Source organism: Starkeya sp. ORNL1 (genome assembly GCF_012971745.1).
Lineage (GTDB): Bacteria > Pseudomonadota > Alphaproteobacteria > Rhizobiales > Xanthobacteraceae > Ancylobacter.
The window spans coordinates 321897-345038 of record NZ_CP048834.1; the positions used below are offsets into that span (position 1 = coordinate 321897).

The window sequence follows — 23142 nt, forward strand, 5'->3', positions numbered from 1 at the left end:
TCCTTCAATGGATGAGTCGAATTTTGAGTCAGGCTCTGAGGTGCGACCACAGCGAGCCTCGGAAGACGACGTGGTGAATTTTAGCAGCACGGCGCGGCGCTGTTGCCGCGCGGCGCCGTCCGCGCCGCTGCGAGGCGCGCCGGCAGATCGTCGGGATCGATATCCTCGAGCCTCGTCTGGATGCGCCAGACATGGCCCGACGGATCACGGAACTGCGCGACCCGATCGCCCCAATAGACGTCCTCCGGCCGTGCGCCACGGGCCTGGGGCGAGGCGCCCATGGCGATGGCGCGTGACAGCACGGCGTCGACGTCCGCGACATGGACGGTGAAGAAGGACGTCGCTGCACCGGCCGAGGCCGGGGAGCGCGGCCAGTCCGCGCGCGGCGCCTCGCGCCAGCATGGGTTCTCGCGGGTCACGACGAGGGCTGCCTCGCCGAGCTTCATCTCGATCGCATCTACCTCGGAAGCCGATCCATGCCGCCGGATTTCCTGCGCGCCGAGCACGATCCGGTAGAATTCCGCCGCCACCGCTACGTCACGCACAATCAAGGTCACGCCGAGTTCACCAGCGCGCAGTCCGCCTCTGATCGCCATGGCACTCTCTCCGAAACGACATCCGCTCCGCAATGCGGGACGCGGATGAAAGAACGATTCCGGATAGGGTGCAAGAAGAATGTTCACTAAATGTTCTCATCCCTCACGCGCCCCGAAGCAGTGCAAGAAGGGCGAGCGCGGCGAGGACGACCATGGCGATGGTGAGCGCCACGGCAAGCTCCACCTGCATCAGCACCAGGCTGCCGAGCACGACGCCGGCGACGAAGCTCAGCCATGAGACGGCATAGACCAGCCATTCGGCCGAGCGCGTGCCGTCGCGCAAGGTACGGGCCAGCGACTGCCCGAGGCTGAACAGAGCGCCGGTGACGAAGCTCTTGCCGATATCAGCCTTCAGCACGACCTGGTGCACGCTGTTCTGCATGCCCATGGCAGTGGCGACCGGCAGCAGCGCGAACGTGCTTCCCGAGGCCAGCACCAGAACGAGCGCGAAAGCGAATAGTGCCACCTCGGCGCCGAGCACCCGGGTCATGGCGAAGCGCGGGGAGACGTCAGTCAGCAGTGCGCCGATCCCGGCGCCGACCACGAACAGCGCGATCACGGCTCCGGCGAGCACGATCGTCGCGTGGTCCCATTCGGCCACGGCGATGCCGAAGCGGGTGGTGTTGCCGCTCATGAAGGAGAGGTAGAGCTTGCCGATATGAGTATAGCCGATGGCATCGACGAAGCCGGCCGTCAGTGTCGTCACCGTGGCCAGGACGAAGGCAGGGCGTTCCTTCACGGGCCCCACCGATAGATCCAGCCATAGCGCTCCAGCAGCGCGGCGCCGGAGCGGGCGCGCAGCACGGCGTCGCGGGCGAGGCGGGCGGGGCCGCCGAGATGATAGATGCGGTCGGCGGCGCGGGCGGCGGTCTGCACCCGGGTGACGCGGCCGATGCGGCGCTGCTCGAACACCCGCAAAGCGGCCGCCATGTCATCGCCGGCCTCGGCCAGCGTCACGCCGAGCACGCAGGCATCTTCCAGCGCCTGCGCCGCGCCCTGGGCGAGGAAGGGCAGCATGGCGTGGGCGGCATCGCCGAGCAGCGTTATCGGGCCGGTGCCCCAGTTCTTCGTCAGCGGCTCGAGATCGAACAGCGCCCAGCGCAGCCAGCGCTCCGGCGCGCCGATCAGGGCGCGAACGTCGCCATGCCATTTGCCGAAGACGGCAGCGAGTTCCTCCGGCCCGGCGCCGATGCCCCAGCCGTGCGAGGGTCTCCGGTCATTGGTGATGGCGACGAGATTGACCGCGCCGCCGCCGCGCACCGGATAGCTCACCATGTGCGCGTCCGGACCGAGGAACAGGCGTACCACCGGCTCGTTGAAGCGGCCTGGCAAGTGCCCGGTGGCGACGGTCGCCCGCCATGCGGCGCGATGGCGGAACACCGGGCTGCCGCGCCCGCCCAGCCGGTCGCGCACCGTGGAGCGGATGCCGTCGGCACCGATCAGCGCATGCGCCCGGTGCTCCTCGGTGTCGCCGCCGCGATTGGCGAGCACGGTGACGATGCCGGCATGGACGGCGAATTCCTCTACCGTGCGCCCGAGCCTGAGGTCGATCGTCGGCTCGTCGCGCACCGCGGCCAGCAGCGCGGCCTGCAGGTCGGCGCGGTGGATGACGAGGAAGGGGGCGCCGAAGCGGGTCTGCGCCTCGCGGCCCATGCGGGCCTCGGCCAATTGGCTGCCGCTGCGCCCGTCAATGACCTGGAAGGCTTCCGGGCGCACGGCGGTCGTGCGCAGGCGATCCAGCACGCCGAGAAAGGCGAGGCAGCGCGTGGCATTGGCGGCGAGCTGGACGCCGGCGCCGGCTTCTTCCAGTTCGATGGCGCGCTCCAGCACGGTGACGATATAGCCGGCGCGTGCCGCGGCGAGCGCGGTGGCTAGCCCGCCTATCCCGGCACCTGCGACGACGATGGCACGTGTGGGCAAGTCCTCACCGCTCAGGCGGCGGCAGGCGTCTCATAGAGGCACCCCGGCGGGTTGGTATCGGTGCCGTGGAGGCTGGCATCGAAACGGTACAGCGTCGAGCAATAGGGACAGATGATCTCGTCGTCCGAGCCCATGTCGAGGAAGACATGCGGGTGGTCGTAAGGCGGCCTGGCGCCGACGCACATGAATTCCCTGGCGCCGATGCGGATCGCCGGCACGCCCGCGGAATTGTGGAAATGGGGAACGACGTGGCCCGCCATGGTCTTATTGTCCCGTGCCTTGCTACTTGTTGCGCGGAACATAGCCGTTCCGCGTGCCGGATCAAAGCGCAAGCAAGCTCTTCCGTTCGCCACAATGCCGCATCATATCTCGCGGGCTTCGCAGGATTTGCGCTCCAGATGTCCCGCCTTATCGCTGCCCTCGGTTTCCTCCTGGCTTTTGCCGGCGCGGCCCATTGGGTCGTGCCCATGGGCCGGCACGCGCTGGCCTATGCCATGGCGCGGGACGATGCGGCGCGGATCGCCGATCTGGAACTGGATCAGGTGCTGACCGAACCGCGCGTCGCCAGCGAGATCGAATCGGCGCTGGCCGCCAATGATGCCGAGCTGGCGCAGAGCTTCGTGGCGCTGGCGGACGCGCGACACATCCCGGTTGCCGCCACTCTGCGGGCGCGGGTGGCAGTGGAATCCAGCACGACGGCGCAGGCGGTGAATGGCGCCGGGCGCTTCAGCCGCGGCTTCGTCAGCGGGCAGGCCGAGGATCTCGCCGGGCTGGCGGGCGCCACCGCCGCCGACCTCACCGTATGGGGTGACCTGCGCGATGCCGGGCGCGAGGCGATCCATTGGGCCAAGGGCGAGGACGTTGACCAACTGGTCCTCGGCCTCTCTGCGGCCGGCATCGTCGCCACCGGTGCCACCTACGCGACCTTCGGCGCCTCGCTTCCGGTGCGGGCCGGCCTCAGCGCGCTGAAAGGCGCGCGGCGCGCCGGCGTGCTCGGCGTGCGGCTGGCGGAGGATCTCGCCGGGCTGGTGCGGCGCGGCGCCAAGGGGCCGGCGCTGCGGCTCATCGGCGATATCGGCACGGTGCAGGGCAAGGCCGGAACCCGGGCGACGCTGCTCGGCCTGCGCCAGGTCGACGATGCCGCCGGCGCCGCGCGGCTGCGCCGGCTTGCCGAGGTAAAGGGCGGACAGACGCTGGCCACCGTCAAGATGCTGGGGCGCGGCGCACTGTTCGTGACCAAGACCTTCGCCAAGCTCGCCTGGTGGATCCTGGCGGCGGTGTTCAACCTGTTCGGCCTGATCGCCGCGTTCAATTCCGCCGTCGTTGAGATGGTGCGGCCGTTGTGGCGGCGTAGGCGGCTCGGTGGTGAATTGCTGGGGCTAGGCGGAGCACTCATCCCTGTCTAGCGTGCCACCGTCCTTTCAACGGCCGCACGAGACCCATGCCCACCTTCCAGCACGACGGCATCGAGTTCGCATTCCTCGACGAGGGGGAGGGCGAACCGATCCTCCTCATTCATGGCTTCGGCTCCACCAAGGAGATCAACTGGGTCGGCCCAGGCTGGGTCTCGACGCTGACGCGGGCCGGCCGGCGGGTGGTCGCGATCGACAATCGCGGTCATGGTGCCTCGGGCAAGCTCTATGACCGTGCACTCTACGAACCCCGGCTGATGGCCGGCGATGCGCTGGGGCTGCTCGACCATCTCGGGCTGCGGCGCGCCGATGTCATGGGCTATTCGATGGGCGGGCGGATCGGCGCCTATGCGGCGCTCGCCGCGCCGGAGCGGGTTCGCTCGCTCATCCTCGGCGGCATCGGCATCAATCTGGTCGAGGGTGTCGGGCTGCCTGTCACCATCGCCGAGGCGCTGCTGGCGCCCTCTCTCGACGATGTCACCGATCCCACGGGACGGATGTTCCGGGCCTTCGCCGAGCAGACCAGGAGCGACCGGCAGGCGCTCGCCGCCTGCATCTATGGCACGCGCCAGCAGCTGGACGCCGAGGACGTGGCGCGCATCGCGGTGCCGACGCTCATTGCTGTCGGCACCAAGGACGAGATCGCCGGCGACGGCCTCAAGCTCGCGGCACTGATACCGTGGGCGCAAGCGGTCGATATCCCCGGCCGCGACCACATGCTCGCGGTCGGCGACAAGGTGTTCAAGCAGGCGGTGCTGGAGTTTCTGGAAGAGCGGCCGTGAGCGGTATGGCGTTCTTGAGAAAATGAATCAAGAGTGGCCGAAAACATTGGTATGACAGTGTATTGTCGGTGGGTACTCATAAAATGAATCCGCTATAGCGGCGTCATCCCCGACGGCCGAAGTCCGATCCGGGATCGTAGGGAGGTGTTGTGCACCACCTTCTTGCGATCCCGGCTCTCCGCTTCGCTGCGGCCGGGATGACGGCTGCTCAAAGTGAGAGGCCGCATATCGACTTGGCGTGCTATCCCCAAGCGACTGGTACCGGGTGCCGCGCGCCCTGATGTGACGGTTTGGCGGCTCATGTGACGATTCAGCGGGCTGGTTTTGGCCTCGCTACACGCCTCGTTCAGCACTGCGTGAGGTGCACGGCCGCCTTGGGCTGGACGGAATAGGCGCTCCTCCCCAGCTATGTTACATATGCCGCCAAAATCCGGCCCCAAATCCAATCAGGGCCGAACGCTCGGGACATCGCATAATGGCGCAGAACAGCTTCCATCTGGTCGATACGGCCGCACGTTCCGTCGAGAAGCTCGACCCGGTCTGGTCGCGCATCCGCGCGGAGGCCGAGGAGATCGCGGCCAATGAGCCGGCGCTTGTCAGCTTCATCTTCTCCACCGTGCTCTATCACCATTCGCTGGAGCGCGCCGTGGCGCATCGCATCTCGCAGCGGCTCGACCATATGGACGTGCCGGGCGAACTGATCCGCCAGGCATTCGACGATGCCTTCTCCGCTGATCCGACGATCGGCGCCGCCATCCGGGCCGATATCATGGCGGTGTGTGACCGCGACCCCGCCACTGCGCGAGCGATCGAGCCGGTGCTCTATTACAAGGGCTTCCACGCCATCCAGACCCATCGCCTGGCGCATTGGCTGTGGCAGAACGGGCGCCGCGACTTCGCCGCCTATCTGCAGAGCCGCTCCTCGGCGGTGAACCAGGTCGACATCAATCCGGCGGCGCCGTTCGGGCGTGGCATCTTCTTCGACCACGCCACCGGCATCGTGGTCGGCGAGACCGCGGTGATCGAAGATGACGTTTCGATCCTGCAGGGCGTCACGCTGGGCGGCACCGGCAAGGAAACCGGCGACCGTCATCCGAAGATCCGCCGCGGCGTGCTGATCGGCGCCGGCGCCAAGGTGCTCGGCAATATCGAAGTCGGCCGCTGCGCGCGCATCGCCGCCGGCTCGGTGGTGCTGAAGCCGGTGCCGCCGAACTCCACCGTTGCCGGCGTCCCGGCCAAGGTGGTCGGGGAGGCGGGCTGTGCCGAGCCCGCCCGCTCGATGAACCAGATGTTCGACCTGCCTTTCATCGGCGAGGCGATCTAAACCACAGCCGTTCTTGAGGAGAGGCTGACGCGGGCGGTTGCGCCCGCGCGGCTGCCGTGGCAAGCGTGCGGGCATCGTTCACACGATCGGTTCGCACACGCTGGCAGGAGCATGGCCTTGGAAAAGAAAGACCTCGAGCGCGTCCAGACCTATATGCGCCGGCTGTTCGGCAATGCGCAGATCAAGGTCGTCGCCCGTCCGAAGAAGAAGGATTCCGCCGAGGTCTATATCGGCGACGAGTTCGTCGGCGTCCTGTTCGAGGACAAGGAGGATGGCGACCTCTCCTATAATTTCCAGATGGCCATTCTCGATACCGACCTCGAGGATTGAGGCGGGCATGCCGGTCTATCAGCTCGACGGCAATACGCCGGAATTCCCGGAGGCCGGGCGCTACTGGATCGCGCCCGATGCAACGGTGATCGGCAAGGTGCGGCTCGGCGACGAGGCGAGCGTCTGGTTCGGCACCGTCATACGCGGCGACAATGAGCTGATCGATGTCGGCGCGCGGGTGAACATCCAGGAACTGTGCGTGCTGCACACCGATCCCGGATACCCCATGACCATCGCTGCCGACTGCACCATCGGGCACAAGGCGATGCTGCATGGCTGCACCATCGGCCCGAACAGCCTGATCGGCATGGGCGCCACCGTGCTGAACGGGGCGAAGATCGGCGCCAACAGCCTGGTCGGCGCCGGGGCGCTGATCACCGAGGGCAAGGAATTCCCCGACAATTCGCTGATCGTCGGCGTGCCGGCCAAGGTGGTCCGCCCGCTCGACGACGACATGGTGGCGCGCATCCGCGGTACCGCCGCGCATTATGTGCGCAACTGGCGGCGTTTCGCCGCCGGGCTCGTGCCGGTCGGCTGAACCTTACGGCAACCATCTCGATAAAAAGAGCCGGCCCCCTGGGGAAGGGAGCCGGCTTCACGCGTCCGGTCTCGGGGACGGGGTTGGGATGCGACCGGACGTAAGAGGTCAGTTGCGCCCGACGGTCGCCGGGGCGCCGACATCGCCGAGCGAGACCCAGGCATCGGGATCGCCCTGCTTCTGGCGCTTCACATAGCGATAGCCGGTGTCGTACCAGGGCAGGATCTCGGCTTCCTGATTGTCGAGCACGAGGTCGCCATGGTCGGTGGCGACCATCAGCACCGAGTGGCCGTCGCCCTTCTTGTCGCGCACCACGGCGATCAGCAGGGTTTCCGCCGGCCAACCGAGCGAGATCAGCGTGCGGCGCTTCAGCAGCACATAGTCCTCGCAGTCGCCATAGCCGTCATCCGGATAGGTCCAGCGCTCGACCTCGCCATAATGTTCGAGATCGGTCAGCGGCTGGATGCGGGCATTGATGTCGTCATTGACCTTGCGCAGCTGCGCATAGTCGGCGGCGTCGAGCTGGATGCGCCCGCCGCGGCCATTGCCGTGGCCGCAATCCGCCGGGTTCTGTGCACAGAACTGCACATAGCCGATCGGCGCCGATGTCGTCCGGCCCACCGTGATGTTGCCGGTGCCTTCGGTCAGCATCGCCAACCGGTTATTCGCCTGCGCCTGAGCGGTGCCGGCCAGGCCAAAGCCCAGAACCGTTGCCAGCATCGCCGCGACCAGGGCTCGTTCGAGCCTCTTTATCATCGCGTACCCATCCCCTGTCGATGGGTGGATACTGACACAAAGCTTTTTATCCCGATCTAAGCTGACAACATCATTCAGAGATACATTCGACATGAATTGTTAACGGCTGTTTTGCTTGCCGTTAACCACTCGCGGAGAGGAAGGATTCATGTGTGACGGATGTGCTCTGCTTCAACATCCTTCGAGGCTCGAGCCATGCCCGAGCACCTCAGGATGAGGTCGCTTTAAAAACGACCTCATCCTGAGGTGCGAGCGCCAGCGAGACTCCAAGGATGTTCAAGCAGTGGGACGGGCAGGGCGCTCAGTAGCGCGGCAGGTCGCCGTCGCTGTCGTCGGTGCCACCACGTGCGAACTCGATGGCGAAGCCCTGGTCGATGTGGCGGACCACCGTGCCATGCGTCTTGCCGAGCATCACGCTGGTGCCGATCGCCGGGCGCAGGTCGGTAGCGACGGCGGCGCCAGACAGCGAGACGTCGATGACACGGCAATTGATCTCGCTGCCATCTGGGAAGCTGACGGTGGTGAGCGTATCGCGCGGCGTGGCGCGCTCGTGGCGGCGATCCTCGGGCAGGCCGAGCAACTGGCGGTTGGCGAGCCAGGTGAGCTGGTCGGCAAGCTTGTCGCGCCGGCGCAGCGTCGCCCAGATCGACATGGCAAAGCCGCGGTCGAACTGGCGCACCACGACGCCCTCGATGCGCCCGACATGATCGAGATAGGCGACCACGCGCTCGCCGACGCGGGCCATGACCGGCGCGGTGATGGCAACGCCGCCCGGCGACATGTTGAGCGTCTGGCACGGGAACTCCCGGCGGTCCTCCAGCATGAAACGGCCGAGCAGGGCGACCCGCACGCGCTGGTGGCGACGGCGCTCATCCGACAGCGGCAGCAGGAGCGCTCGCGGGCTCTCAATCATGAGGCGGCAAAAATCCCTCTACGAATGCTGCGAAGCTGGCATAGGCAGTTTAACGTCTTCTAACGTCGACCACCAAATCTCGCCGCAATTCGCCGCTCTTCGGCCACAACACGACGAATCGCAAACAGTTTCACTCCCATGATACCGTTAGCGGACAATTAAGGTTAATGACTGGTTGACGATTCGCTGCCTTGGCGTGCCGGCGGCGATGGCCTAGCTTGCGGTCATCCACTGATTGCACTGTCGGCGCCTTCCTTCGAGGGCGCCCCGGATAAGGGGAGGCGGCACGCGACAGGAGCCGGCGGCAACGCCGGACGCGTTCCGTACAAACCGGGGGAGAGCTCAGCTCTCCCCCTTTCTTTTTACCGGCATGGGACGGGAGCAGCGACGCGATGCCGCTTGCCGCGCGCTCCCGGCGCGCCTATGTCAACGGCCGTGCTCGATCCGGTTCACCCAGCAGCGCTGAAGCGCCAGCCGTTATTCAACGTTCCTGCGGTGATCACCGCATTGGCGGCGTTGATGCTCGTGATCCATGGCGTGCGGGCGCTGATGAGCCAGGACGCCGACATCGAGACGCTGGCGCTCTTCGCCTTCATCCCGGCGCGCTACGATCCGTCCATCATCACCGACGGCGTGCTGCCCGGCGGCACCGGCGCGGATATCTGGACCTTCGTCACCTATGCGCTGCTGCATGGCGACATCACCCATATCGGCGTGAATCTGTTGTGGATGCTGGCTTTCGGCAGCCCGGTGGCGCGCCGTTTCGGCACGCTGCGCTTCCTCGCCTTCTTCGCCATCACCGCGGCGGCAGGGGCGGCGGCGCATCTCGTCACCCATCCGAACGAACTGGTCCCGATGATCGGCGCCTCGGCGGCAATCTCCGGCTGCATGGCGGCGGCGATTCGGTTCGTGTTCGCTACGCACGGCTTCGAGGGACTGCGCCCGGACGGCTTCGAGGCGGTGGTGCGCCGCCCCGCGGCGCCGCTCTCGGTGGTGCTGCGCGATCGCCGGGTGATCGGATTCGTCGCGGTGTGGTTCGTCATCAACCTCGCCTTCGGTCTCGGCGCCCCGGTGGGCGCGGAGACCGGGACCATTGCCTGGCAGGCGCACATTGGCGGATTCCTTGCCGGGCTGCTGCTGTTCCCGCTGTTCGATCCGGTGGCGCGGCGCACTGAGCCGTTTCCGCGCGGCGAGGGCTACTGAAGCCAGCCCCTCGAAACCGGCCTACTGAATCCGGCTCTTGCACAAGATGACGCAAGGGCGGATCATTCCTCCACATGCGCCGCAAAGGCGTGGACCCAGAAGCGAACGTGGCCTCGATCGTTAGGGCCGCGTCGTTCGGGAAAGGAGGAAGACATGACGGTTCGGGCCATTCTCGACAGCAAGGGCCATGACGTTCTGACCATCCGCCCGGATTCCAGCCTGCGCGATGCCGTGCAGTTGCTTGCCGAGCACCGCATCGGTGCCGTGGTGGTGACGGACGGCGTCGGGCAGGTGGCCGGCATTCTTTCCGAGCGCGATGTGGTGCGCGTGATCGGCAAGGACGGGCCGGGCCGGCTCGACGATGCGATCTCCACCGTGATGACGGCCAAGGTGATCACCTGCAACGGCACCGAGACGGTGCACGAGGTGATGGAACTGATGACCGGTGGACGGTTCCGTCATATCCCGGTGGTGGAGCGCGGTCGCCTCGTCGGCATCATCTCGATCGGCGACGTGGTGAAGTACCGCGTCGCGGAGATGGAGCGCGAGAGCCAGACCATGCGCGAATACATCATGTCGACGTGAGATTCGGAAAAGTTGTCATCCCGGAACGGCCGTCAGGCCGTATCCGGGATCGCTGGAAGGTGACGCGCGGGACTTCACGCGATCCCGGCTCTCCGGCTTCGCCTGTGGCCGGGATGGCGCCTTCAGAAGTGCGGCTTCCCGTAAACCGTCTTCGGGTCGAAGACCTTGCCGGCATCGTTGGCGGTGAGCTTCAGCTCCGGTGACGGGGCTGAGCCGAGCGGCACCGAGCGGAAGAAGCAGGAGCGGTGACCGGTGTGGCAGGCGGCGCCCGGGCCCTCCATGCGCACGCGCAGCACCAGGGCATCCTGGTCGCAATCTACGCGAAGCTCGACCACGCGCTGGATGTGGCCGCTCTCCTCGCCCTTCTTCCACAGCCGCCCGCGCGAGCGGCTGAAATAATGCGCCTCGCCGGTCTCGATGGTGAGCGCCAGCGCCTGCGCATCCATATGCGCGACCATCAGCACGTCGCCCGCATCCGCATCGACCGTCACCGCGGTCACCAGACCGGCCGCGTCGAATCGCGGCGCCAGGCGGTCGCCTTCCTCGATCTCGGCCTTGTCCCTGAGGGTGGCGTAAAGCGGGTCGCTCACGGCAGCATCGCGGATCATCGGCCGGCGCGGAGCATGCTCATGAAGCGCACCTGCTCCTGAGGGTCGTCGCGGAACACTCCGGTGAACTGTGTCGTCACCGTCGAGGTGCCGGGCTTCTGCACGCCGCGCATCGCCATGCACATGTGCTCGGCCTCGATCATCACGGCGACGCCACGCGGCTTCAGCGTGTCGTCGATGGCGGTAATGATCTGCGAGGTGAGGTGCTCTTGCGTCTGCAGGCGGCGGGCATAGAGCTCCACCACCCGGGCCATCTTGGACAGGCCGACGACGCGTTCCACCGGGAAATAGCCGATGTGCACCTTGCCGCTGAACGGCACCATGTGGTGCTCGCAGTGCGAATAGAAGGTGATGTCGCGCACCAGCACCATGTCGTCGAAATTGCCGATCTCGCCGAAGGTACGGTCGAGAATCGCCGCTTCCGGGATGTGGTAGCCGGAATAGAGCTCCTCATAGGCGCGAACCACGCGCTTGGGCGTATCGACCAGGCCCTCGCGGTTCGGATCATCGCCGGCCCAGGCAATGAGGGTACGCACGGCGGCTTCGGCGTCTTCGCGCGACGGGCGCTTCTTGGCTTCCGCCTCGCTCTGGGCACGATGCATCAGGGATCTCAGCACGGCATCCATGACGAACTCCGTTCGACGGCGCGTTTCTTACCGGAGCGCCGGGGTGTCACCGGTTTTTGTCGCCATGTCCACGACGTGGCGGCGTCTGGCCGCTCGATCATGTACCGTGACTTTGTCCGCAGCCTTTGTCGCCTTTCGGCTTCTTTCGTCCGCGAACAGTCCCTCCTATATAGGGGAGTGACGAAGGCCCGCAATATTTCGCGCCGATGTTCCGGCGCGCAGGACGGTCACGGCATGCTGAACGAGGTCTATAACAGGCGCATCATCGAGCTGGCGGCGGACATACCACGCCTCGGCCGGCTCGCGACGCCGGACGCCAGTGCAACGGCGCATTCCAAGCTTTGCGGTTCGACGGTGACGATCGACCTGGCAATGCATGACGGCAAGGTGACGGATTTCGCCCATGAGGTGCGCGCCTGCGCACTCGGGCAAGCGTCGTCTTCCATCATGGCAGGGTTGGTGGTCGGCTCGACCGCCGACGAATTGCGCGCGGTGCGCGAGACGATGCGCCGCATGTTGAAGGAGAACGGCGCGCCGCCCGACGGGCGCTGGGCCGAGCTCGCGGTACTTGAGCCGGTGCGCGACTACAAGGCGCGCCACGCCTCGACCATGCTGACCTTCGACGCGGTGGTCGACGCGGTCGGCCAGATCGAGGCCAAGGCCGCCAACCGGCAGGTTGCCGCCGCCGAGTGAGTCGCGCCGAGCCCTCATCGCTCGGTGAAGAAGGTGAACAGCACCTCGCCATCGGCGCCGGTGAGGCAGAGGAAGCGGTTCGCCCGATCGGTGCGATCGCGCCTTATATAGGCCTCGCCCATCAGCACGCCCTTCACCGCGGTGTCGCCGAGCTTGCCGTCGGCGTCGGCGATGGTGAGGCCGTCGACATCGATGAATATATCCTCGACCGAAGGTGATTGCTGCTTCAGCCGGGCGAGGGCACGCTCCTTGCACGCGGCCACGCGCTGCATGTCCTTGTCGCCGGCGTCGACGCTCGGCTCGTCCGCGGGTGCCTCGGTCGCCGGGGGGGCTTCCGGCGGCTTGGGAACCGGGACAGGCTCGGCCGGCTTGGCGGGCGGGGGTGGTGCGGTTTGTGCGCCGGCACTGCCGGCGGCAAGAAGCGCCGACAGCACGAGCGGTATGAGGAGACGATGTGGGGTGGCTGGCATCGGGTATCTCCCTGACAACGCTCCGTCTACGGCCTGCGATAATGCAGGGGACGGTGCGATGTTCCCGATGCGCGGTGAAGCCGGAATGGCGGCCGGCGCTTTCCGCCGGCCGCAAGTCGCTGCTACGAAGCGATCAGCTGCCGTAGCCGAGGGCGTGGCGGACTTCGGCCTTAGCCTGCTCGAAATCGGCTTTGAACTGCGGATTCTGCAGTTCCTGGGCGGCGATCAGGGTGCCAGCGATGCGGCCGGCCTCGATGTCGGTCTTGTAGTGCAGGCCGCCGACCATGCGGTTATGCGCGAAATCCGCGGCGCGGGCGAAGATCTCGGCGCGCTTCTCCGGCACCATATTGGCGAGCACCACGGCGGTGAGATAGGCGAAGGAGGCATGGCCGCTGGGATATGCGCCGCTGTTGGAGATGGTGATGCCCGGCTTGACCCGGCTGTCGGCCTTGTGCGGGCGCGGGCGCTTCCAGACGTCCTTGGCGGGGTCCACGATAAAACCCTCGTCCTCGGCCACCTTGGCGAAGAACGCCTTGGCGAGGGGCAGCTTCTCCGGGGTGAAGTCGGGGCCGAAGACATTGGCGAAGCGGAACACGTTCTCCTGCACGTCCGCCTGGGCGGCGGCGACCTGCTCGGGCGTATTGTTCTGCTGGATGACCAGAAGCTCTTCGATCTCGGCCTTGCTGGTGGCGGAATCATTGGCGGGCGGCGGCGCGAGCACCTTCAAGAGGTCGAGCTGCTCATGGGTGATGTAATTGCCGCCCTCGGCAAAAGCGGGCACGGCAGTGAACAGGACGAGGAGCGTGGGAAGGACCGCAATCCGGCGCATGGGATTTCACCTGAAATGTTGGAATTGAACGCGGCCGAAAATAGGAAACGGCATGTGACGAGAACGTGTCAGCTGCCAGGTCATCGGTCTGATTTGTAAGTGAATAATATGAGCGATCGTGAGTTACCAAAGGTTATATTTCGTTACGTCAGCGCCGTACCGCGCACGATTCTGCGCATTCCGATACTTACCTATCGTTATACACTGTCCTCCTTCATGGGGCGTCAGTGCCGATATTTGCCGACGTGTTCCGAATATGCCGATACGGCAATCGCCACCCACGGCGCCTGGGCGGGCGGCTGGATGGCGGCGGGGCGCATCTGCCGCTGCCACCCCTGGGGCGGCTCCGGATTCGAGGCGGTGCCTGTCGAATTGCCGCCAAATGGCGTGTGGTATATGCCGTGGCGCTATGCGCGCCGGCCTTCGAGCTGGGTGCGTAAAGTCGACTGATTACCGCTGACCAACAAGCCTACCTGCGTGGTTCGCAGGAGTGGGCAGGAGAAAAGCCGATGATCCATCTCACCTTCCCCGATGGCGCTGTGCGTGAGTTTGCTCCCGGCACCACGGGCGCCGAGGTCGCCTCGTCGATTGCCAAGTCACTGGCCAAGAAGTCGCTGGCCATGAAGCTCGACGGCACGCTGGCCGACCTGTCCGATCCGATCACCACCGATGCGAAGTTCGAGCTCGTCACCCGCGAGAGCCCGGAAGCGCTGGAACTGATCCGCCACGACGCCGCGCACGTGCTGGCGGAGGCGGTGCAGGAGCTGTGGCCGGGTACCCAGGTGACCATCGGCCCGGTGATCGAGAACGGCTTCTATTACGACTTCTTCCGCAACGAACCGTTCTCGCTGGAGGATTTCGCTGCGATCGAGAAGAAGATGCGCGAGATCATCGCCCGCGACGCGCCCTTCACCAAGGAAGTGTGGAGCCGCGACGAGACCAAGCGCGTCTTCGCCGAGAAGGGCGAGGCGTTCAAGGTCGAGCTGGTGGATGCGATCCCTGCCGACCAGTCGATCAAGATCTACAAGCAGGGCACCTGGTTCGATCTCTGCCGCGGCCCACACATGCCGAGCGTCGGCAAGATCGGCAATGCCTTCAAGCTGATGAAGGTGGCCGGCGCCTATTGGCGCGGCGATTCCAACAATCCGATGCTGACCCGCATCTACGGTACCGCCTGGCGCACCCAGGAAGAGCTCGACAACTATATCCACCAGCTCGAGGAAGCCGAGAAGCGCGACCACCGCCGGCTCGGGAGGGAGATGGACCTGTTCCACTTCCAGGAGGAAGGGCCGGGCGTCGTGTTCTGGCACCCGAAGGGCTGGACCCTGTTCCAGGGCCTCGTCTCCTATATGCGCCGGCGGCTCGCCGCCGACTATGCCGAGGTCAATGCCCCGCAGGTGCTCGACAAGTCGCTGTGGGAGACCTCCGGCCATTGGGGCTGGTACAAGGAGAACATGTTCAAGGTGCAGTCCGCGGGCGACGGCACCGAGGACGAGCGCGTGTTCGCGCTGAAGCCGATGAACTGCCCCGGCCATGTGCAGATCTTCAAGCACGGCCTGAAGAGCTATCGCGACCTGCCGATGCGCCTCGCCGAGTTCGGCGCGGTGCACCGCTACGAGCCGTCCGGCGCGCTGCACGGGCTGATGCGGGTGCGCGGCTTCACCCAGGACGATGCCCACATCTTCTGCACCGAGGAGCAGATGGCGGCGGAGTGCCTGAAGATCAACGATCTGATCCTCTCGACCTATGCCGATTTCGGCTTCGACGAGATCATCGTGAAGCTCTCCACCCGACCCGACAAGCGGGTCGGCTCCGACGAGGTGTGGGACCACGCCGAGGAGGTGATGGGCCGGGTGCTGGAGCAGATCGCGGCGCAGTCCAACCGCATCAAGACCGGCATATTGCCGGGCGAGGGCGCCTTCTACGGGCCGAAGTTCGAATACACGCTGCGCGACGCCATCGGCCGCGAATGGCAGTGCGGCACCACGCAGATCGACTTCAATCTGCCGGAGCGCTTCGGCGCCTTCTATGTCGATGCCGACGGCACCAAGAAGACCCCGGTGATGATCCACCGTGCCATTTGCGGCTCGATGGAGCGCTTTACCGGCATCCTCATCGAGCATTTCGCCGGGCACTTCCCGCTGTGGCTGGCGCCGATCCAGGCGGTGGTGGCGACCATCACCTCCGAGGGTGACGAGTACGCGCAGGAGATCGTCGCGCTGGCGAAGAAAGCCGGCCTGCGGGTCGAGCTCGACGTGCGCAACGAGAAGATCAACTACAAGGTCCGCGAGCACTCGCTGGCCAAGGTGCCGGCGCTGATCGTGGTCGGGCGCAAGGAGGCGGCGGAGCGCACCGTCTCCATCCGCCGGCTCGGCTCGCAGAACCAGACCTCGATGACGCTTGAGGAGGCGCTGGCGTCGCTGGTCGACGAGGCGACGGCGCCGGACGTGGTGAGGGATAAGGCGGCGGCCTGACGGCTTCGCCTCTACACAAGTCGTCATCCCGGCCGAAGCACCGAGGTGCGTAGAGCCGGGATCGCGTGAAGGTTGGGAGCGCCTTCTGCTTTTTCACGGCGAAGGAGGCGATCCCGGTCGTTCGCGATCCCGGCTCGGCCTGCGGCCGTCCGGGATGACGGCGAAATGTGAAGAGAGGGGCCTTACGCCCCCATGTGCCGCCTGATTTCGGCGGCCAGCGCCTCGATCTCCAGCGCGCCCTTGCTGCCGGGCGCGGTCTCCAGGATGGTCCGGCCGTCGCCCATGCTGGCGGCGAAGGCGACGCGGTTGCCGAGCCGGGTTTCCGCTGCCGGATGGCCGAGCGCGCGGATCGCGGCGCTGATCTCCTCGGTGAGCGCCACCCGCGACAGTGCGCGGTTGATGATGAGCAGCGAGGTGACGCCCTCCTTGGCGATCATCTCCAGCGTCGGCTGCGTGGCCCACAGATCGATCGGGGTCGGCTGCACCGGCACCGCGACCAGCGCGGCGGCTTCGATGGCCGGGCGGGATTCGATGTCCGATTTCGGCGGGGTGTCGATGACGACGATGTCGTAGTCGCGGGCGAGGCTGCGCGCCTCGCGCCGGGCACCCCAGCCGCTGGCGGTGCGGAAATCGAGGCCGGTATGGTCCTCGCCGAGGTTCGCCTCACGCGCCTCGAACCATTCCCCGAGGCTGCCCTGCGGATCGCAATCCAGCAGTGCCACACGCTCGCCATTGCGGGATAGGGCCACTGCCAGATGCGCAGCGACCGTCGTCTTGCCCGAGCCGCCCTTCTGCTGGGCCAGCGTGATGATTCGCCCGCTCATAATAAAACCTGCCCCGTGCGGGGCAGGTTTGCATCGCAACAGACTGGCTGCAACCCTTATCGGTTGCGGTCAGGAGGTTTTCGCCCCGCTGCCGAGCACCACGACCTTGGTGCCCACCGCGACGCGGCTGTAGAGGTCGATGGCGTCCTGGTTGATCATGCGGATGCAGCCCGACGACACATTGGTGCCGATGGTGTTCGGCTCCACCGTGCCGTGGATGCGGTAGAGCGTGTCCTTGTTGTTCTGCCACAGATACATGGCACGGGCGCCGAGCGGGTTGCCGGGGCCGCCATGCATGCCGATGCCGCTCTGCAGCTGGGTGAGCTGCGACTTGATGTCGGGGCGGCGGGCGATCATTTCCTTCGGCGGATACCAGTCCGGCCATTCCTGCTTGGAATTGATGGTCGCGGAGCCGGACCAGGCGAACCCTTCCTTGCCGACGCCGACGCCGTAGCGCATCGCACGGCCGCCCGGCATGATGTAGTAGAGGAAGTGCGCGCTGGGATCGATCACGATGGTGCCGGGCGCTTCGCGGCCGCTGTAGTCGACTTCGCGGCGCAGGAACACCGGATTGATGTTCGAGGTGTCGACCGCGGCGATGGGAAAGCGATCCTGCACCGGGCCGTACATGGAAGCGTTGCTGGGCATGGCGGCCAGCGGCGCCGGGGTGATCGGCTCCATGAGCGACGTGCGGTTGGCCGACGTTGAGGTCTGGCTGCAGGCACCCAGGCCGAGAGCAAGGCCGGCAATGGGCAGGCCGGCGAGGAAGGAACGGCGATTGACGTCGGACATGGAGGGAAAAGCCTCTGGGGGAGCGGTCGATTCGATGTTACCGGCGAGCGCGCGCTTTCGATATTGCAGGCAGGACACGCAAGGAAACTGATTTGCTTTCAAGGAGTTCCAAGCTTACGATAGGGAAGCTTGGAGCGCCGTGCCGAGTTCCTCGCCGAGGCCGCGAATACGCTACACCGCCAGCCTCACAGCTCCAGATAAACACTCTGTCATGAACGAAGGCTGTATGCGCCGAATGCCGTACCGTTATCTCGGCCGCGGCAGCGTTTTCACTCCGTCGACCCAGGAATAGTCGAAATAGCCGAGGCGGGCGAGCGGCTGCAAAAGCTCGGTGCGCAGCAGGCCGTTCTCGATGAAGCTGTCATCGATATGGATGCCAACGACTTCGCCGAACACCAGGAAGCGGCCTGAGGGCACGCCGCCGCGCGCCTTTACTTCAATGGTCTCGGTCCAGACGCACTCCAGTGCGCAGGGCGAGGCGGCGACGCGGGGCGGCTTCACCAGATGCGAGCGGGCGCGCTCCAGCCCCGCGAGTTCAAACTCGCTTTCATGCGAGGCGACCGGCTTGGAGGTCAAATTCACCTGCTCGATCAACGCCAGCGTGGCGAGATTGCAGACAAACTCGCCGGTGGCCTCGATGTTCTCGACCGAGTGCTTGCGTCCATCGCTGGAGAAGGCGACGACATCCGGCGCCTCGCTCACCAGATTGAAGAAGGAATAGGGGGCGAGATTGGCGGTGCCGTCCGGTGCCAGGCTCGATATCCAGCCGATCGGGCGCGGCGTGACGATGGCCTTCAGCGGATTGTGCGGCAGGCGATCGCGGTCTCGCTTTCCCGGCTCGTAGAACATCAGAACCTCGTGACGATGTCGGAGAGCGCGGGGCGCGGACGGTCTTCCTGCGCCTTGGCGAGCGTGCCGATATGGACGAAGCCGACGATGCGCTCATTCTCGGCAAGGCCGAACGCGGCGCGGGTGCGCGGGTCGTAGGCGTACCATTCGGTGAGCCAGGTCGCGGCATAGCCGTGGGCATGGGCGGCGAGCACCAGCAGCGTCGAGGCGGCAGCGCCGGACATCAGCTGCTCCCATTCCGGGATCTTGACGTGCGGGCCGGCCCTGGAGACCACCGCGATCACCACCGGGGCGCGGGAGAGCCGAGTGCGCTCGATATTCACACGGTCGTCGTCGGCGTCCGGATTGTCTTGCCGGAAGACGCTGGCGATGGCCTCGCCGGCGCGCTCGCGGGCCTCGCCCTCGAACACCACGAAGCGCCACGGTGCGAGCTTGCCGTGGTCCGGCACGCGCGAGGCGATGGCGAGCATGGCGTCGATATCGGCGGGGCTCGGGCCTGGGGCGGCGATGTCGAAGATTTTCGGGCTTTTGCGGGTGCGGAGCAGGGTCAGTGCATCGATCATGAGCGGTTTCCTTGAAGCGCACCCGCGGTAGCACGGCGCCGACAGTGGTCCAAGCCGGACGGCAATCGCAATGACTTGAATTCGCCCCGGTTTGGAGGCACGACAAGGCTACCATGCCAGTGACCGCCGCCACCGTTCCGTCGCCACTTCGTTCGCCGCCCCGGCTCGCGGCAGCGCGCGGCTTTCTTGCGGCGGCACTGGGCCTTGCGGCCATTCTCGGCGCGATGCCGGCAGCCGCCCAGCAGGCGGTGACGCAGAATCAGCAGCCGCTGTTGGCGCAGGCGCTGCCCTTCACCGGCTCGCCCGCTTCGCCGCGCCCGGGACCGCCCGGCTTCACGCCGCAGACACTGCTCAATCCGGGCGGAGCGCCGGCCGCACCCAGTGCGGGCGATCCGCACGCCGTGCTGCCGCAGCCCCCCGCCGGCAAGGCGGCGATCGGCGTCAGCGCCCGCTTCGGCGACGCAGATCCCTTTATTCCGCGCGGCCTGGTCTGGCGCGTCTTCGCCGACAAGCCGGAATCTTCGGGCGCCTATCCGCTGGTGGCGGAGGCGGTGGAGCCGGCGCCGGTGTTCTTCCTCTCGCCCGGCGGCTATGTGGTCCATGTCTCCTACGGGCTCGCCAGCACGGCGAAGCGCATCGTGGTCGGGGCCAATTCGCGGCGCGAGCAGATGGTGATCCCGGCCGGCGGCGTGAAGTTGCAGAGCGACGTCATCGACAAGCCGATCCCGGCGCAGAAGGTCACCTTCGACATCTTCGAAGGCAGCTTCCTGCAGGGCAAGACTTCGAGCCGCCCATTCTTCCGCGGTGCCAATACCGGCGACCTGATCGTGCTGCCGGCCGGCAATTATTATGTCGTCTCCACCTATGGCGACGCCAATGCGGTGATCCAGGCCGACGTGAACGTGCAGCCGGGCAAGCTCACCGACGCCACCATCCATCACCGCGCCGCGGAAATCACTTTGAAGCTGGTGAAGAATGCCGGCGGCGATGCTTTGCCGGATACGCAATGGTCGGTGCTGACACCCGGCGGCGATACCATCAAGGAGTCGATCGGCGCCTTCCCGGTCTTCGTGCTGGCCGAAGGCGATTATGTCGCCATCGCGCGCAATGACGGCAAGACCTACACCAAGGAATTCAACGTCGAACCGGGCAAGAACAGCGATATCGAGGTGACGGCCCAGTAAGATGGCGGCGCCGTCTTATGGTCAACGCTTTCTTAAATCTGACGGGCGCATGATACCCCCGTGTAATGATCGCGTGGGCCGCTGCCATGATCGTCCGTCAATTCCTGAAATGGGTGAAGACTGCGCCTGCCGCTGAACGAGCGGATGCTACCAGCGCGCTGGCGCGGGCGTATCTCCATTCCGACCTCTCCGCTGAGGATCGCCGCGCCGCCGAGGCTGCGCTGCTGCTGCTGCTGGATGACCCGTCGCCGCTGGTCCGTCTCGCCATCGCCGAGTCATTGGCCTCGCATCGGCAGGCGCCGGTCGGCATCGTGCTGGCGCTCGCCTCCGAGCCGGGCGAGATCGGCGAACTGGTGCTGGCACGCTCGCCGGTCATCAGCGTCGGCGAACTGGTCGAGGTGGTGGGCGAGGGCGACGGCTGGCGCCAGACCGCCATTGCCTCGCGTGACGTGGTGCCGGCGCCGGTTGCCGCCGCCATCGCCGAGGTCGGCGAGGCCAATGCCTGCCTGACCCTGATCGAGAATGACGGATCGGATGTGCCGGGCTTCGCGCTCGGACGCATCGTCTCACGCTTCGGCCATTTGCCCGCGGTGCGCGAGGCGCTGCTGCGCCGCGACGGCCTGCCGGCGGAAGCGCACCAGGCCCTGATCCGCTCGGTCGCCGACACGCTCTCCGCCTTCGTGGTGCAGAAGGAGTGGCTGCCGCCGGAGCAGGCCGCGCGCCTCACCAAGGAAGCATGCGAGAAGGCCACCGTCGCCATCGCTCACGGTCGACCCGCCGAAGATGTGCGCGCTTTCGTCGAGCATCTGCGCGCCAAGGGCGAGCTGACCTCTGCCCTGGTGCTGCGCTCGCTGCTCTCCGGCCAGGTGCGGTTGTTCTTCGAGGCGGTGTCGCTGCTCTCCGGCCTTCCCACCGCCAAGGTCGCGGCGCTCGCCGCCGACCGCACGGGCAGCGCCTTCCGCGCGCTCTACGACCGCGCCGGGCTGCCGCGCGGCGCCTTCGTCGCCTTCCGCACCGCGCTCGAAGTGGTGCAGAAGGCGAGCTATGTCGATGCCGGCAAGGATGGTCTCGCCGAACCGCGCGGTCTCAAGCGGCGCATCGTCGAGCGCGTGCTGGAACAGCACCGCAACATGCCCGCCGGCGAGGAAGTCGACCAGATCCTCAACCAGTTGCGCCGTTGGCAGGTGGAAGCCGCGCGCGACGAGGCGCGGGCGCTGGAAGGCGGACTGGCGGCGTAAGCCTGCGTGCTTCGAGGCCGCCCTCCGGGCGGCACCTCAGCATGACGTAGTTTGTTCAAGCCCAAAGATACGACGTCATCCTGAGGTGCGAGCGTCAGCGAGCCTCGAAGGATGCTCGCAAGAGCGCGTTCAGTACGTGAACTGCTCGCGCAGAATGCGCTCCTCGATCGAATGATCGGGGTCGAAAAGCATGATCATCGACGAGCCGGGATCGAGCCGCGCGCTCACCTTGACGACGTTCAGCACCTGGAAGTGGTCGGCGGTGGCGTTGACCGGGCGCTTCTCGGCTTCCAGCACCGCGATCTCGACCTCGGCCGTATCCGGCACCAGCGCGCCACGCCAGCGCCGCGGCCGGAAAGCGGAGATCGGGGTGACCGCCAGCAGCGGCGTGCCCACCGGCAGGATCGGCCCCTGCGCCGAGAGATTATAGGCGGTGGAGCCCGCCGGGGTCGCCACCAGCACGCCGTCGCAGATCAGCTCCTCCAGCCTGAGCTTGCCGTCGATCGAGATGCGCAGCTTCGAGGCCTGGTAGGATTGGCGGATCAGCGAGACCTCATTGATCGCCGGGGCGCGATAATGGTGTCCGGCGGCGTCAACGGCTTCCATCATCAGGGGATGGATGACCACGCGCTCGGCGGCCGCCATGCGCTCGCGCAGGTCGTCGAGATAAAAGGCGTTCATCAGGAAGCCGACCGAGCCGCGATTCATGCCGTAGATCGGGATGCCGGTGTCGCGGAAGCGGTGCAGCGTCTGCAGCATGAAACCGTCGCCGCCGAGCGCCACCACAATGTCGGCCTCTTCGGGCGTTGCCGAACCGTAGCGGGCGATGAGCGCGGCGCGCGCGTCCACGGCGTCCGGGGCCTCGCTCGCGACAAAGGCGATTCGGCCATATGCTCGATATGGTTCGATGGTGCGGGAGGCGGTTGCCGCCGCGGTCTCGGCATCGTGGGAAGGACGGGCGGCTTCGTTCATGGGACGGCCGATGCGCGGGAGACGAGGGAATGGCGCCGGATGACGCGTATAGCACAGTGCTTGTCTATACGACGTGGCCTTCGCTCGTCGAGGCGGAAGCGGCCGGCCGCGCTATCGTCGCCGACGGATTGGCCGCCTGCGTGAACATCATGCCCGGCATGATCTCGCTCTATCGCTGGCAAGGCGAGATTGAGCGCGCCGAGGAAGTGGTGATGATCCTGAAGACCCGCTCCGACCTCGCCGAGCCGGTGGCGCAGGCGGTTCGCGCGCGCCATGCCTATGACACGCCGGCGATACTGTTCATCCCGGTTGCCGGCGGCGACGCGGAATATCTCGGCTGGATCGAGGAGGAGACGGAGGAGTGATCCCGGATCTTCACTCCGCTTCCGGCGCGTCCTTCAGATAGGGCACGACATCGCCCTTGAGCTTGACCGTCATCGGGTTGCCGGCGCGGTCCTTGGCCTTGCCGACGGCGACGCGGATCCAGCCTTCGCTGACGCAATATTCCTCGACATTGGTCTTCTCGGCGCCCTTGAAGCGGATGCCGACGCCACGCTCCAGCAGTTCCGCGTCGTAGAACGGGCTGTTCGGGTCGGAGGAGAGGCGGTCGGGCAAGAGCTCAGTCATGGCAGTGCTCAGTCATGGCAGTGTCCGGAATCGT

The 23142-nt window shown here is 66.3% G+C and carries 29 protein-coding genes; 13 read left to right on the forward strand and 16 right to left on the reverse strand.

The window, feature by feature from the left end:
* Positions 1–80: 80 nt before the first annotated feature.
* From G3545_RS01530 to G3545_RS01545, 4 genes are all read right to left on the reverse strand, one after another.
* Positions 81–596, reverse strand: a complete 516-nt coding sequence (locus tag G3545_RS01530; RefSeq protein WP_170009200.1) for a VOC family protein — start codon at positions 594–596, stop codon at positions 81–83.
* Between the two features lie 103 nt (positions 597–699).
* On the reverse strand, positions 700–1335 hold the full coding sequence (locus G3545_RS01535; RefSeq protein ID WP_246702644.1) for a YoaK family protein: 636 nt from the start codon (positions 1333–1335) through the stop codon (positions 700–702).
* Positions 1332–2516, reverse strand: coding sequence for an FAD-dependent monooxygenase (locus G3545_RS01540; RefSeq protein WP_170009204.1), 1185 nt, complete (start codon positions 2514–2516; stop codon positions 1332–1334). Before G3545_RS01540 ends, G3545_RS01535 begins: the two co-directional genes overlap by 4 nt.
* 11 nt (positions 2517–2527) lie before the next feature.
* Positions 2528–2776 carry a zinc-finger domain-containing protein gene (locus tag G3545_RS01545; protein WP_170009206.1) on the reverse strand — a complete coding sequence of 83 codons (249 nt, stop codon included), beginning with the start codon at positions 2774–2776 and terminating at the stop codon, positions 2528–2530.
* A 138-nt stretch (positions 2777–2914) separates the two neighbouring features.
* On the opposite strand from G3545_RS01545, the gene G3545_RS01550 reads away from it, so the two are divergent.
* From G3545_RS01550 to G3545_RS01570, 5 genes are all read left to right on the forward strand, one after another.
* On the forward strand, positions 2915–3922 hold the full coding sequence (locus G3545_RS01550) for a hypothetical protein (protein WP_170009208.1): 1008 nt from the start codon (positions 2915–2917) through the stop codon (positions 3920–3922).
* A 35-nt stretch (positions 3923–3957) separates the two neighbouring features.
* Positions 3958–4710: an alpha/beta hydrolase gene (locus G3545_RS01555; RefSeq protein ID WP_170009210.1), complete on the forward strand. Its 753-nt coding sequence runs from the start codon at positions 3958–3960 to the stop codon at positions 4708–4710.
* A gap of 475 nt (positions 4711–5185) precedes the next feature.
* Positions 5186–6034, forward strand: a complete 849-nt coding sequence (gene cysE / locus G3545_RS01560; RefSeq protein WP_170009212.1) for a serine O-acetyltransferase — start codon at positions 5186–5188, stop codon at positions 6032–6034.
* Between the two features lie 117 nt (positions 6035–6151).
* Positions 6152–6364: a DUF3126 family protein gene (locus tag G3545_RS01565; RefSeq protein ID WP_170009214.1), complete on the forward strand. Its 213-nt coding sequence runs from the start codon at positions 6152–6154 to the stop codon at positions 6362–6364.
* 7 nt (positions 6365–6371) lie between these two features.
* Entirely contained in the window at positions 6372–6902 is a 531-nt protein-coding gene (locus G3545_RS01570; RefSeq protein ID WP_170009217.1) for a gamma carbonic anhydrase family protein, read from the forward strand.
* Positions 6903–7010: 108 nt separating this feature from the next.
* Here G3545_RS01570 and G3545_RS01575 read toward each other — a convergent pair whose 3' ends face one another.
* Positions 7011–7658: a transglutaminase-like cysteine peptidase gene (locus G3545_RS01575; RefSeq protein WP_170009219.1), complete on the reverse strand. Its 648-nt coding sequence runs from the start codon at positions 7656–7658 to the stop codon at positions 7011–7013.
* A 301-nt stretch (positions 7659–7959) separates the two neighbouring features.
* Positions 7960–8571: a PilZ domain-containing protein gene (locus G3545_RS01580; RefSeq protein ID WP_170009221.1), complete on the reverse strand. Its 612-nt coding sequence runs from the start codon at positions 8569–8571 to the stop codon at positions 7960–7962.
* Positions 8572–8994: 423 nt separating this feature from the next.
* Here G3545_RS01580 and G3545_RS01585 point away from each other — a divergent pair, with 423 nt between their 5' ends.
* Complete coding sequence (locus G3545_RS01585) at positions 8995–9774, forward strand: rhomboid family intramembrane serine protease (protein ID WP_170009223.1); 780 nt, start codon at positions 8995–8997, stop codon at positions 9772–9774.
* Between the two features lie 153 nt (positions 9775–9927).
* Positions 9928–10359, forward strand: a complete 432-nt coding sequence (locus G3545_RS01590) for a CBS domain-containing protein (RefSeq protein ID WP_170009225.1) — start codon at positions 9928–9930, stop codon at positions 10357–10359.
* A gap of 122 nt (positions 10360–10481) precedes the next feature.
* Here the strand turns inward: G3545_RS01590 and hisI are convergent, their stop codons facing one another.
* Together hisI and folE are read right to left on the reverse strand one after the other, a co-directional pair.
* On the reverse strand, positions 10482–10949 hold the full coding sequence (hisI, locus tag G3545_RS01595) for a phosphoribosyl-AMP cyclohydrolase (RefSeq protein ID WP_246702645.1): 468 nt from the start codon (positions 10947–10949) through the stop codon (positions 10482–10484).
* Positions 10950–10963: 14 nt separating this feature from the next.
* Positions 10964–11593 carry a GTP cyclohydrolase I FolE gene (folE, locus tag G3545_RS01600; RefSeq protein WP_170009229.1) on the reverse strand — a complete coding sequence of 210 codons (630 nt, stop codon included), beginning with the start codon at positions 11591–11593 and terminating at the stop codon, positions 10964–10966.
* A 234-nt stretch (positions 11594–11827) separates the two neighbouring features.
* Between folE and G3545_RS01605 the strand changes: the two genes are divergently transcribed.
* The gene (locus tag G3545_RS01605) at positions 11828–12286 is read left to right on the forward strand and encodes an iron-sulfur cluster assembly scaffold protein (RefSeq protein ID WP_170009231.1); all 459 of its coding nucleotides are present in this window, start codon (positions 11828–11830) and stop codon (positions 12284–12286) included.
* 14 nt (positions 12287–12300) lie between these two features.
* Here G3545_RS01605 and G3545_RS01610 read toward each other — a convergent pair whose 3' ends face one another.
* Positions 12301–12756 (reverse strand): hypothetical protein, encoded by a 456-nt coding sequence (locus G3545_RS01610; RefSeq protein ID WP_170009233.1) that lies wholly within the window; start codon positions 12754–12756, stop codon positions 12301–12303.
* Between the two features lie 133 nt (positions 12757–12889).
* The gene (locus tag G3545_RS01615; RefSeq protein WP_170009234.1) at positions 12890–13585 is read right to left on the reverse strand and encodes a phosphatase PAP2 family protein; all 696 of its coding nucleotides are present in this window, start codon (positions 13583–13585) and stop codon (positions 12890–12892) included.
* A gap of 108 nt (positions 13586–13693) precedes the next feature.
* Here G3545_RS01615 and yidD point away from each other — a divergent pair, with 108 nt between their 5' ends.
* Complete coding sequence (gene yidD, locus G3545_RS01620) at positions 13694–14035, forward strand: membrane protein insertion efficiency factor YidD (protein WP_170009236.1); 342 nt, start codon at positions 13694–13696, stop codon at positions 14033–14035.
* Positions 14036–14094: 59 nt separating this feature from the next.
* Positions 14095–16059, forward strand: a complete 1965-nt coding sequence (gene thrS / locus G3545_RS01625; protein ID WP_170009238.1) for a threonine--tRNA ligase — start codon at positions 14095–14097, stop codon at positions 16057–16059.
* A 182-nt stretch (positions 16060–16241) separates the two neighbouring features.
* Here thrS and parA read toward each other — a convergent pair whose 3' ends face one another.
* The 4 genes from parA to G3545_RS01645 form a co-directional block, all read right to left on the reverse strand.
* On the reverse strand, positions 16242–16883 hold the full coding sequence (gene parA / locus G3545_RS01630) for a ParA family partition ATPase (protein ID WP_170009240.1): 642 nt from the start codon (positions 16881–16883) through the stop codon (positions 16242–16244).
* Between the two features lie 69 nt (positions 16884–16952).
* Positions 16953–17675, reverse strand: coding sequence for a L,D-transpeptidase (locus G3545_RS01635; RefSeq protein WP_170009242.1), 723 nt, complete (start codon positions 17673–17675; stop codon positions 16953–16955).
* Positions 17676–17921: 246 nt separating this feature from the next.
* The gene (locus G3545_RS01640) at positions 17922–18524 is read right to left on the reverse strand and encodes a flavin reductase family protein (protein WP_170009244.1); all 603 of its coding nucleotides are present in this window, start codon (positions 18522–18524) and stop codon (positions 17922–17924) included.
* Complete coding sequence (locus tag G3545_RS01645) at positions 18524–19087, reverse strand: nitroreductase (protein ID WP_170009246.1); 564 nt, start codon at positions 19085–19087, stop codon at positions 18524–18526. Before G3545_RS01645 ends, G3545_RS01640 begins: the two co-directional genes overlap by 1 nt.
* Before the next feature lie 113 nt (positions 19088–19200).
* Here G3545_RS01645 and G3545_RS01650 point away from each other — a divergent pair, with 113 nt between their 5' ends.
* Both G3545_RS01650 and G3545_RS01655 read left to right on the forward strand, forming a co-directional pair.
* Complete coding sequence (locus G3545_RS01650; RefSeq protein ID WP_246702646.1) at positions 19201–20271, forward strand: hypothetical protein; 1071 nt, start codon at positions 19201–19203, stop codon at positions 20269–20271.
* Between the two features lie 86 nt (positions 20272–20357).
* Positions 20358–21509, forward strand: coding sequence for a DUF2336 domain-containing protein (locus G3545_RS01655; RefSeq protein ID WP_170009248.1), 1152 nt, complete (start codon positions 20358–20360; stop codon positions 21507–21509).
* 129 nt (positions 21510–21638) lie between these two features.
* Here the strand turns inward: G3545_RS01655 and G3545_RS01660 are convergent, their stop codons facing one another.
* Complete coding sequence (locus G3545_RS01660; RefSeq protein WP_170009250.1) at positions 21639–22481, reverse strand: NAD kinase; 843 nt, start codon at positions 22479–22481, stop codon at positions 21639–21641.
* 29 nt (positions 22482–22510) lie between these two features.
* Between G3545_RS01660 and cutA the strand changes: the two genes are divergently transcribed.
* Positions 22511–22846 (forward strand): divalent-cation tolerance protein CutA, encoded by a 336-nt coding sequence (cutA, locus tag G3545_RS01665; RefSeq protein ID WP_170009252.1) that lies wholly within the window; start codon positions 22511–22513, stop codon positions 22844–22846.
* A gap of 10 nt (positions 22847–22856) precedes the next feature.
* Here cutA and G3545_RS01670 read toward each other — a convergent pair whose 3' ends face one another.
* Positions 22857–23108, reverse strand: coding sequence for a DUF3297 family protein (locus G3545_RS01670; protein WP_170009254.1), 252 nt, complete (start codon positions 23106–23108; stop codon positions 22857–22859).
* Positions 23109–23142 lie beyond the last annotated feature (34 nt).

Coding starts and splice junctions, on each gene's coding strand:
- G3545_RS01610 (WP_170009233.1), bottom strand. CDS start 12,756: ATGCCAGCCACCCCACATCGTCTCCTCATACCGCTCGTGCTGTCGGCG.
- G3545_RS01645 (WP_170009246.1), bottom strand. CDS start 19,087: ATGATCGATGCACTGACCCTGCTCCGCACCCGCAAAAGCCCGAAAATC.
- G3545_RS01570 (WP_170009217.1), top strand. CDS start 6,372: ATGCCGGTCTATCAGCTCGACGGCAATACGCCGGAATTCCCGGAGGCC.
- parA (WP_170009240.1), bottom strand. CDS start 16,883: ATGAGCGGGCGAATCATCACGCTGGCCCAGCAGAAGGGCGGCTCGGGC.
- G3545_RS01650 (WP_246702646.1), top strand. CDS start 19,201: ATGCCAGTGACCGCCGCCACCGTTCCGTCGCCACTTCGTTCGCCGCCC.
- G3545_RS01605 (WP_170009231.1), top strand. CDS start 11,828: ATGCTGAACGAGGTCTATAACAGGCGCATCATCGAGCTGGCGGCGGAC.
- G3545_RS01640 (WP_170009244.1), bottom strand. CDS start 18,524: ATGTTCTACGAGCCGGGAAAGCGAGACCGCGATCGCCTGCCGCACAAT.
- yidD (WP_170009236.1), top strand. CDS start 13,694: ATGAGCGATCGTGAGTTACCAAAGGTTATATTTCGTTACGTCAGCGCC.
- G3545_RS01590 (WP_170009225.1), top strand. CDS start 9,928: ATGACGGTTCGGGCCATTCTCGACAGCAAGGGCCATGACGTTCTGACC.
- G3545_RS01655 (WP_170009248.1), top strand. CDS start 20,358: ATGATCGTCCGTCAATTCCTGAAATGGGTGAAGACTGCGCCTGCCGCT.
- thrS (WP_170009238.1), top strand. CDS start 14,095: ATGATCCATCTCACCTTCCCCGATGGCGCTGTGCGTGAGTTTGCTCCC.
- G3545_RS01660 (WP_170009250.1), bottom strand. CDS start 22,481: ATGAACGAAGCCGCCCGTCCTTCCCACGATGCCGAGACCGCGGCGGCA.
- cutA (WP_170009252.1), top strand. CDS start 22,511: ATGGCGCCGGATGACGCGTATAGCACAGTGCTTGTCTATACGACGTGG.
- G3545_RS01635 (WP_170009242.1), bottom strand. CDS start 17,675: ATGTCCGACGTCAATCGCCGTTCCTTCCTCGCCGGCCTGCCCATTGCC.
- G3545_RS01670 (WP_170009254.1), bottom strand. CDS start 23,108: ATGACTGAGCTCTTGCCCGACCGCCTCTCCTCCGACCCGAACAGCCCG.
- G3545_RS01585 (WP_170009223.1), top strand. CDS start 8,995: ATGTCAACGGCCGTGCTCGATCCGGTTCACCCAGCAGCGCTGAAGCGC.
- G3545_RS01530 (WP_170009200.1), bottom strand. CDS start 596: ATGGCGATCAGAGGCGGACTGCGCGCTGGTGAACTCGGCGTGACCTTG.
- folE (WP_170009229.1), bottom strand. CDS start 11,593: ATGGATGCCGTGCTGAGATCCCTGATGCATCGTGCCCAGAGCGAGGCG.
- G3545_RS01580 (WP_170009221.1), bottom strand. CDS start 8,571: ATGATTGAGAGCCCGCGAGCGCTCCTGCTGCCGCTGTCGGATGAGCGC.
- G3545_RS01615 (WP_170009234.1), bottom strand. CDS start 13,585: ATGCGCCGGATTGCGGTCCTTCCCACGCTCCTCGTCCTGTTCACTGCC.
- G3545_RS01555 (WP_170009210.1), top strand. CDS start 3,958: ATGCCCACCTTCCAGCACGACGGCATCGAGTTCGCATTCCTCGACGAG.
- G3545_RS01550 (WP_170009208.1), top strand. CDS start 2,915: ATGTCCCGCCTTATCGCTGCCCTCGGTTTCCTCCTGGCTTTTGCCGGC.
- G3545_RS01545 (WP_170009206.1), bottom strand. CDS start 2,776: ATGGCGGGCCACGTCGTTCCCCATTTCCACAATTCCGCGGGCGTGCCG.
- cysE (WP_170009212.1), top strand. CDS start 5,186: ATGGCGCAGAACAGCTTCCATCTGGTCGATACGGCCGCACGTTCCGTC.
- G3545_RS01575 (WP_170009219.1), bottom strand. CDS start 7,658: ATGATAAAGAGGCTCGAACGAGCCCTGGTCGCGGCGATGCTGGCAACG.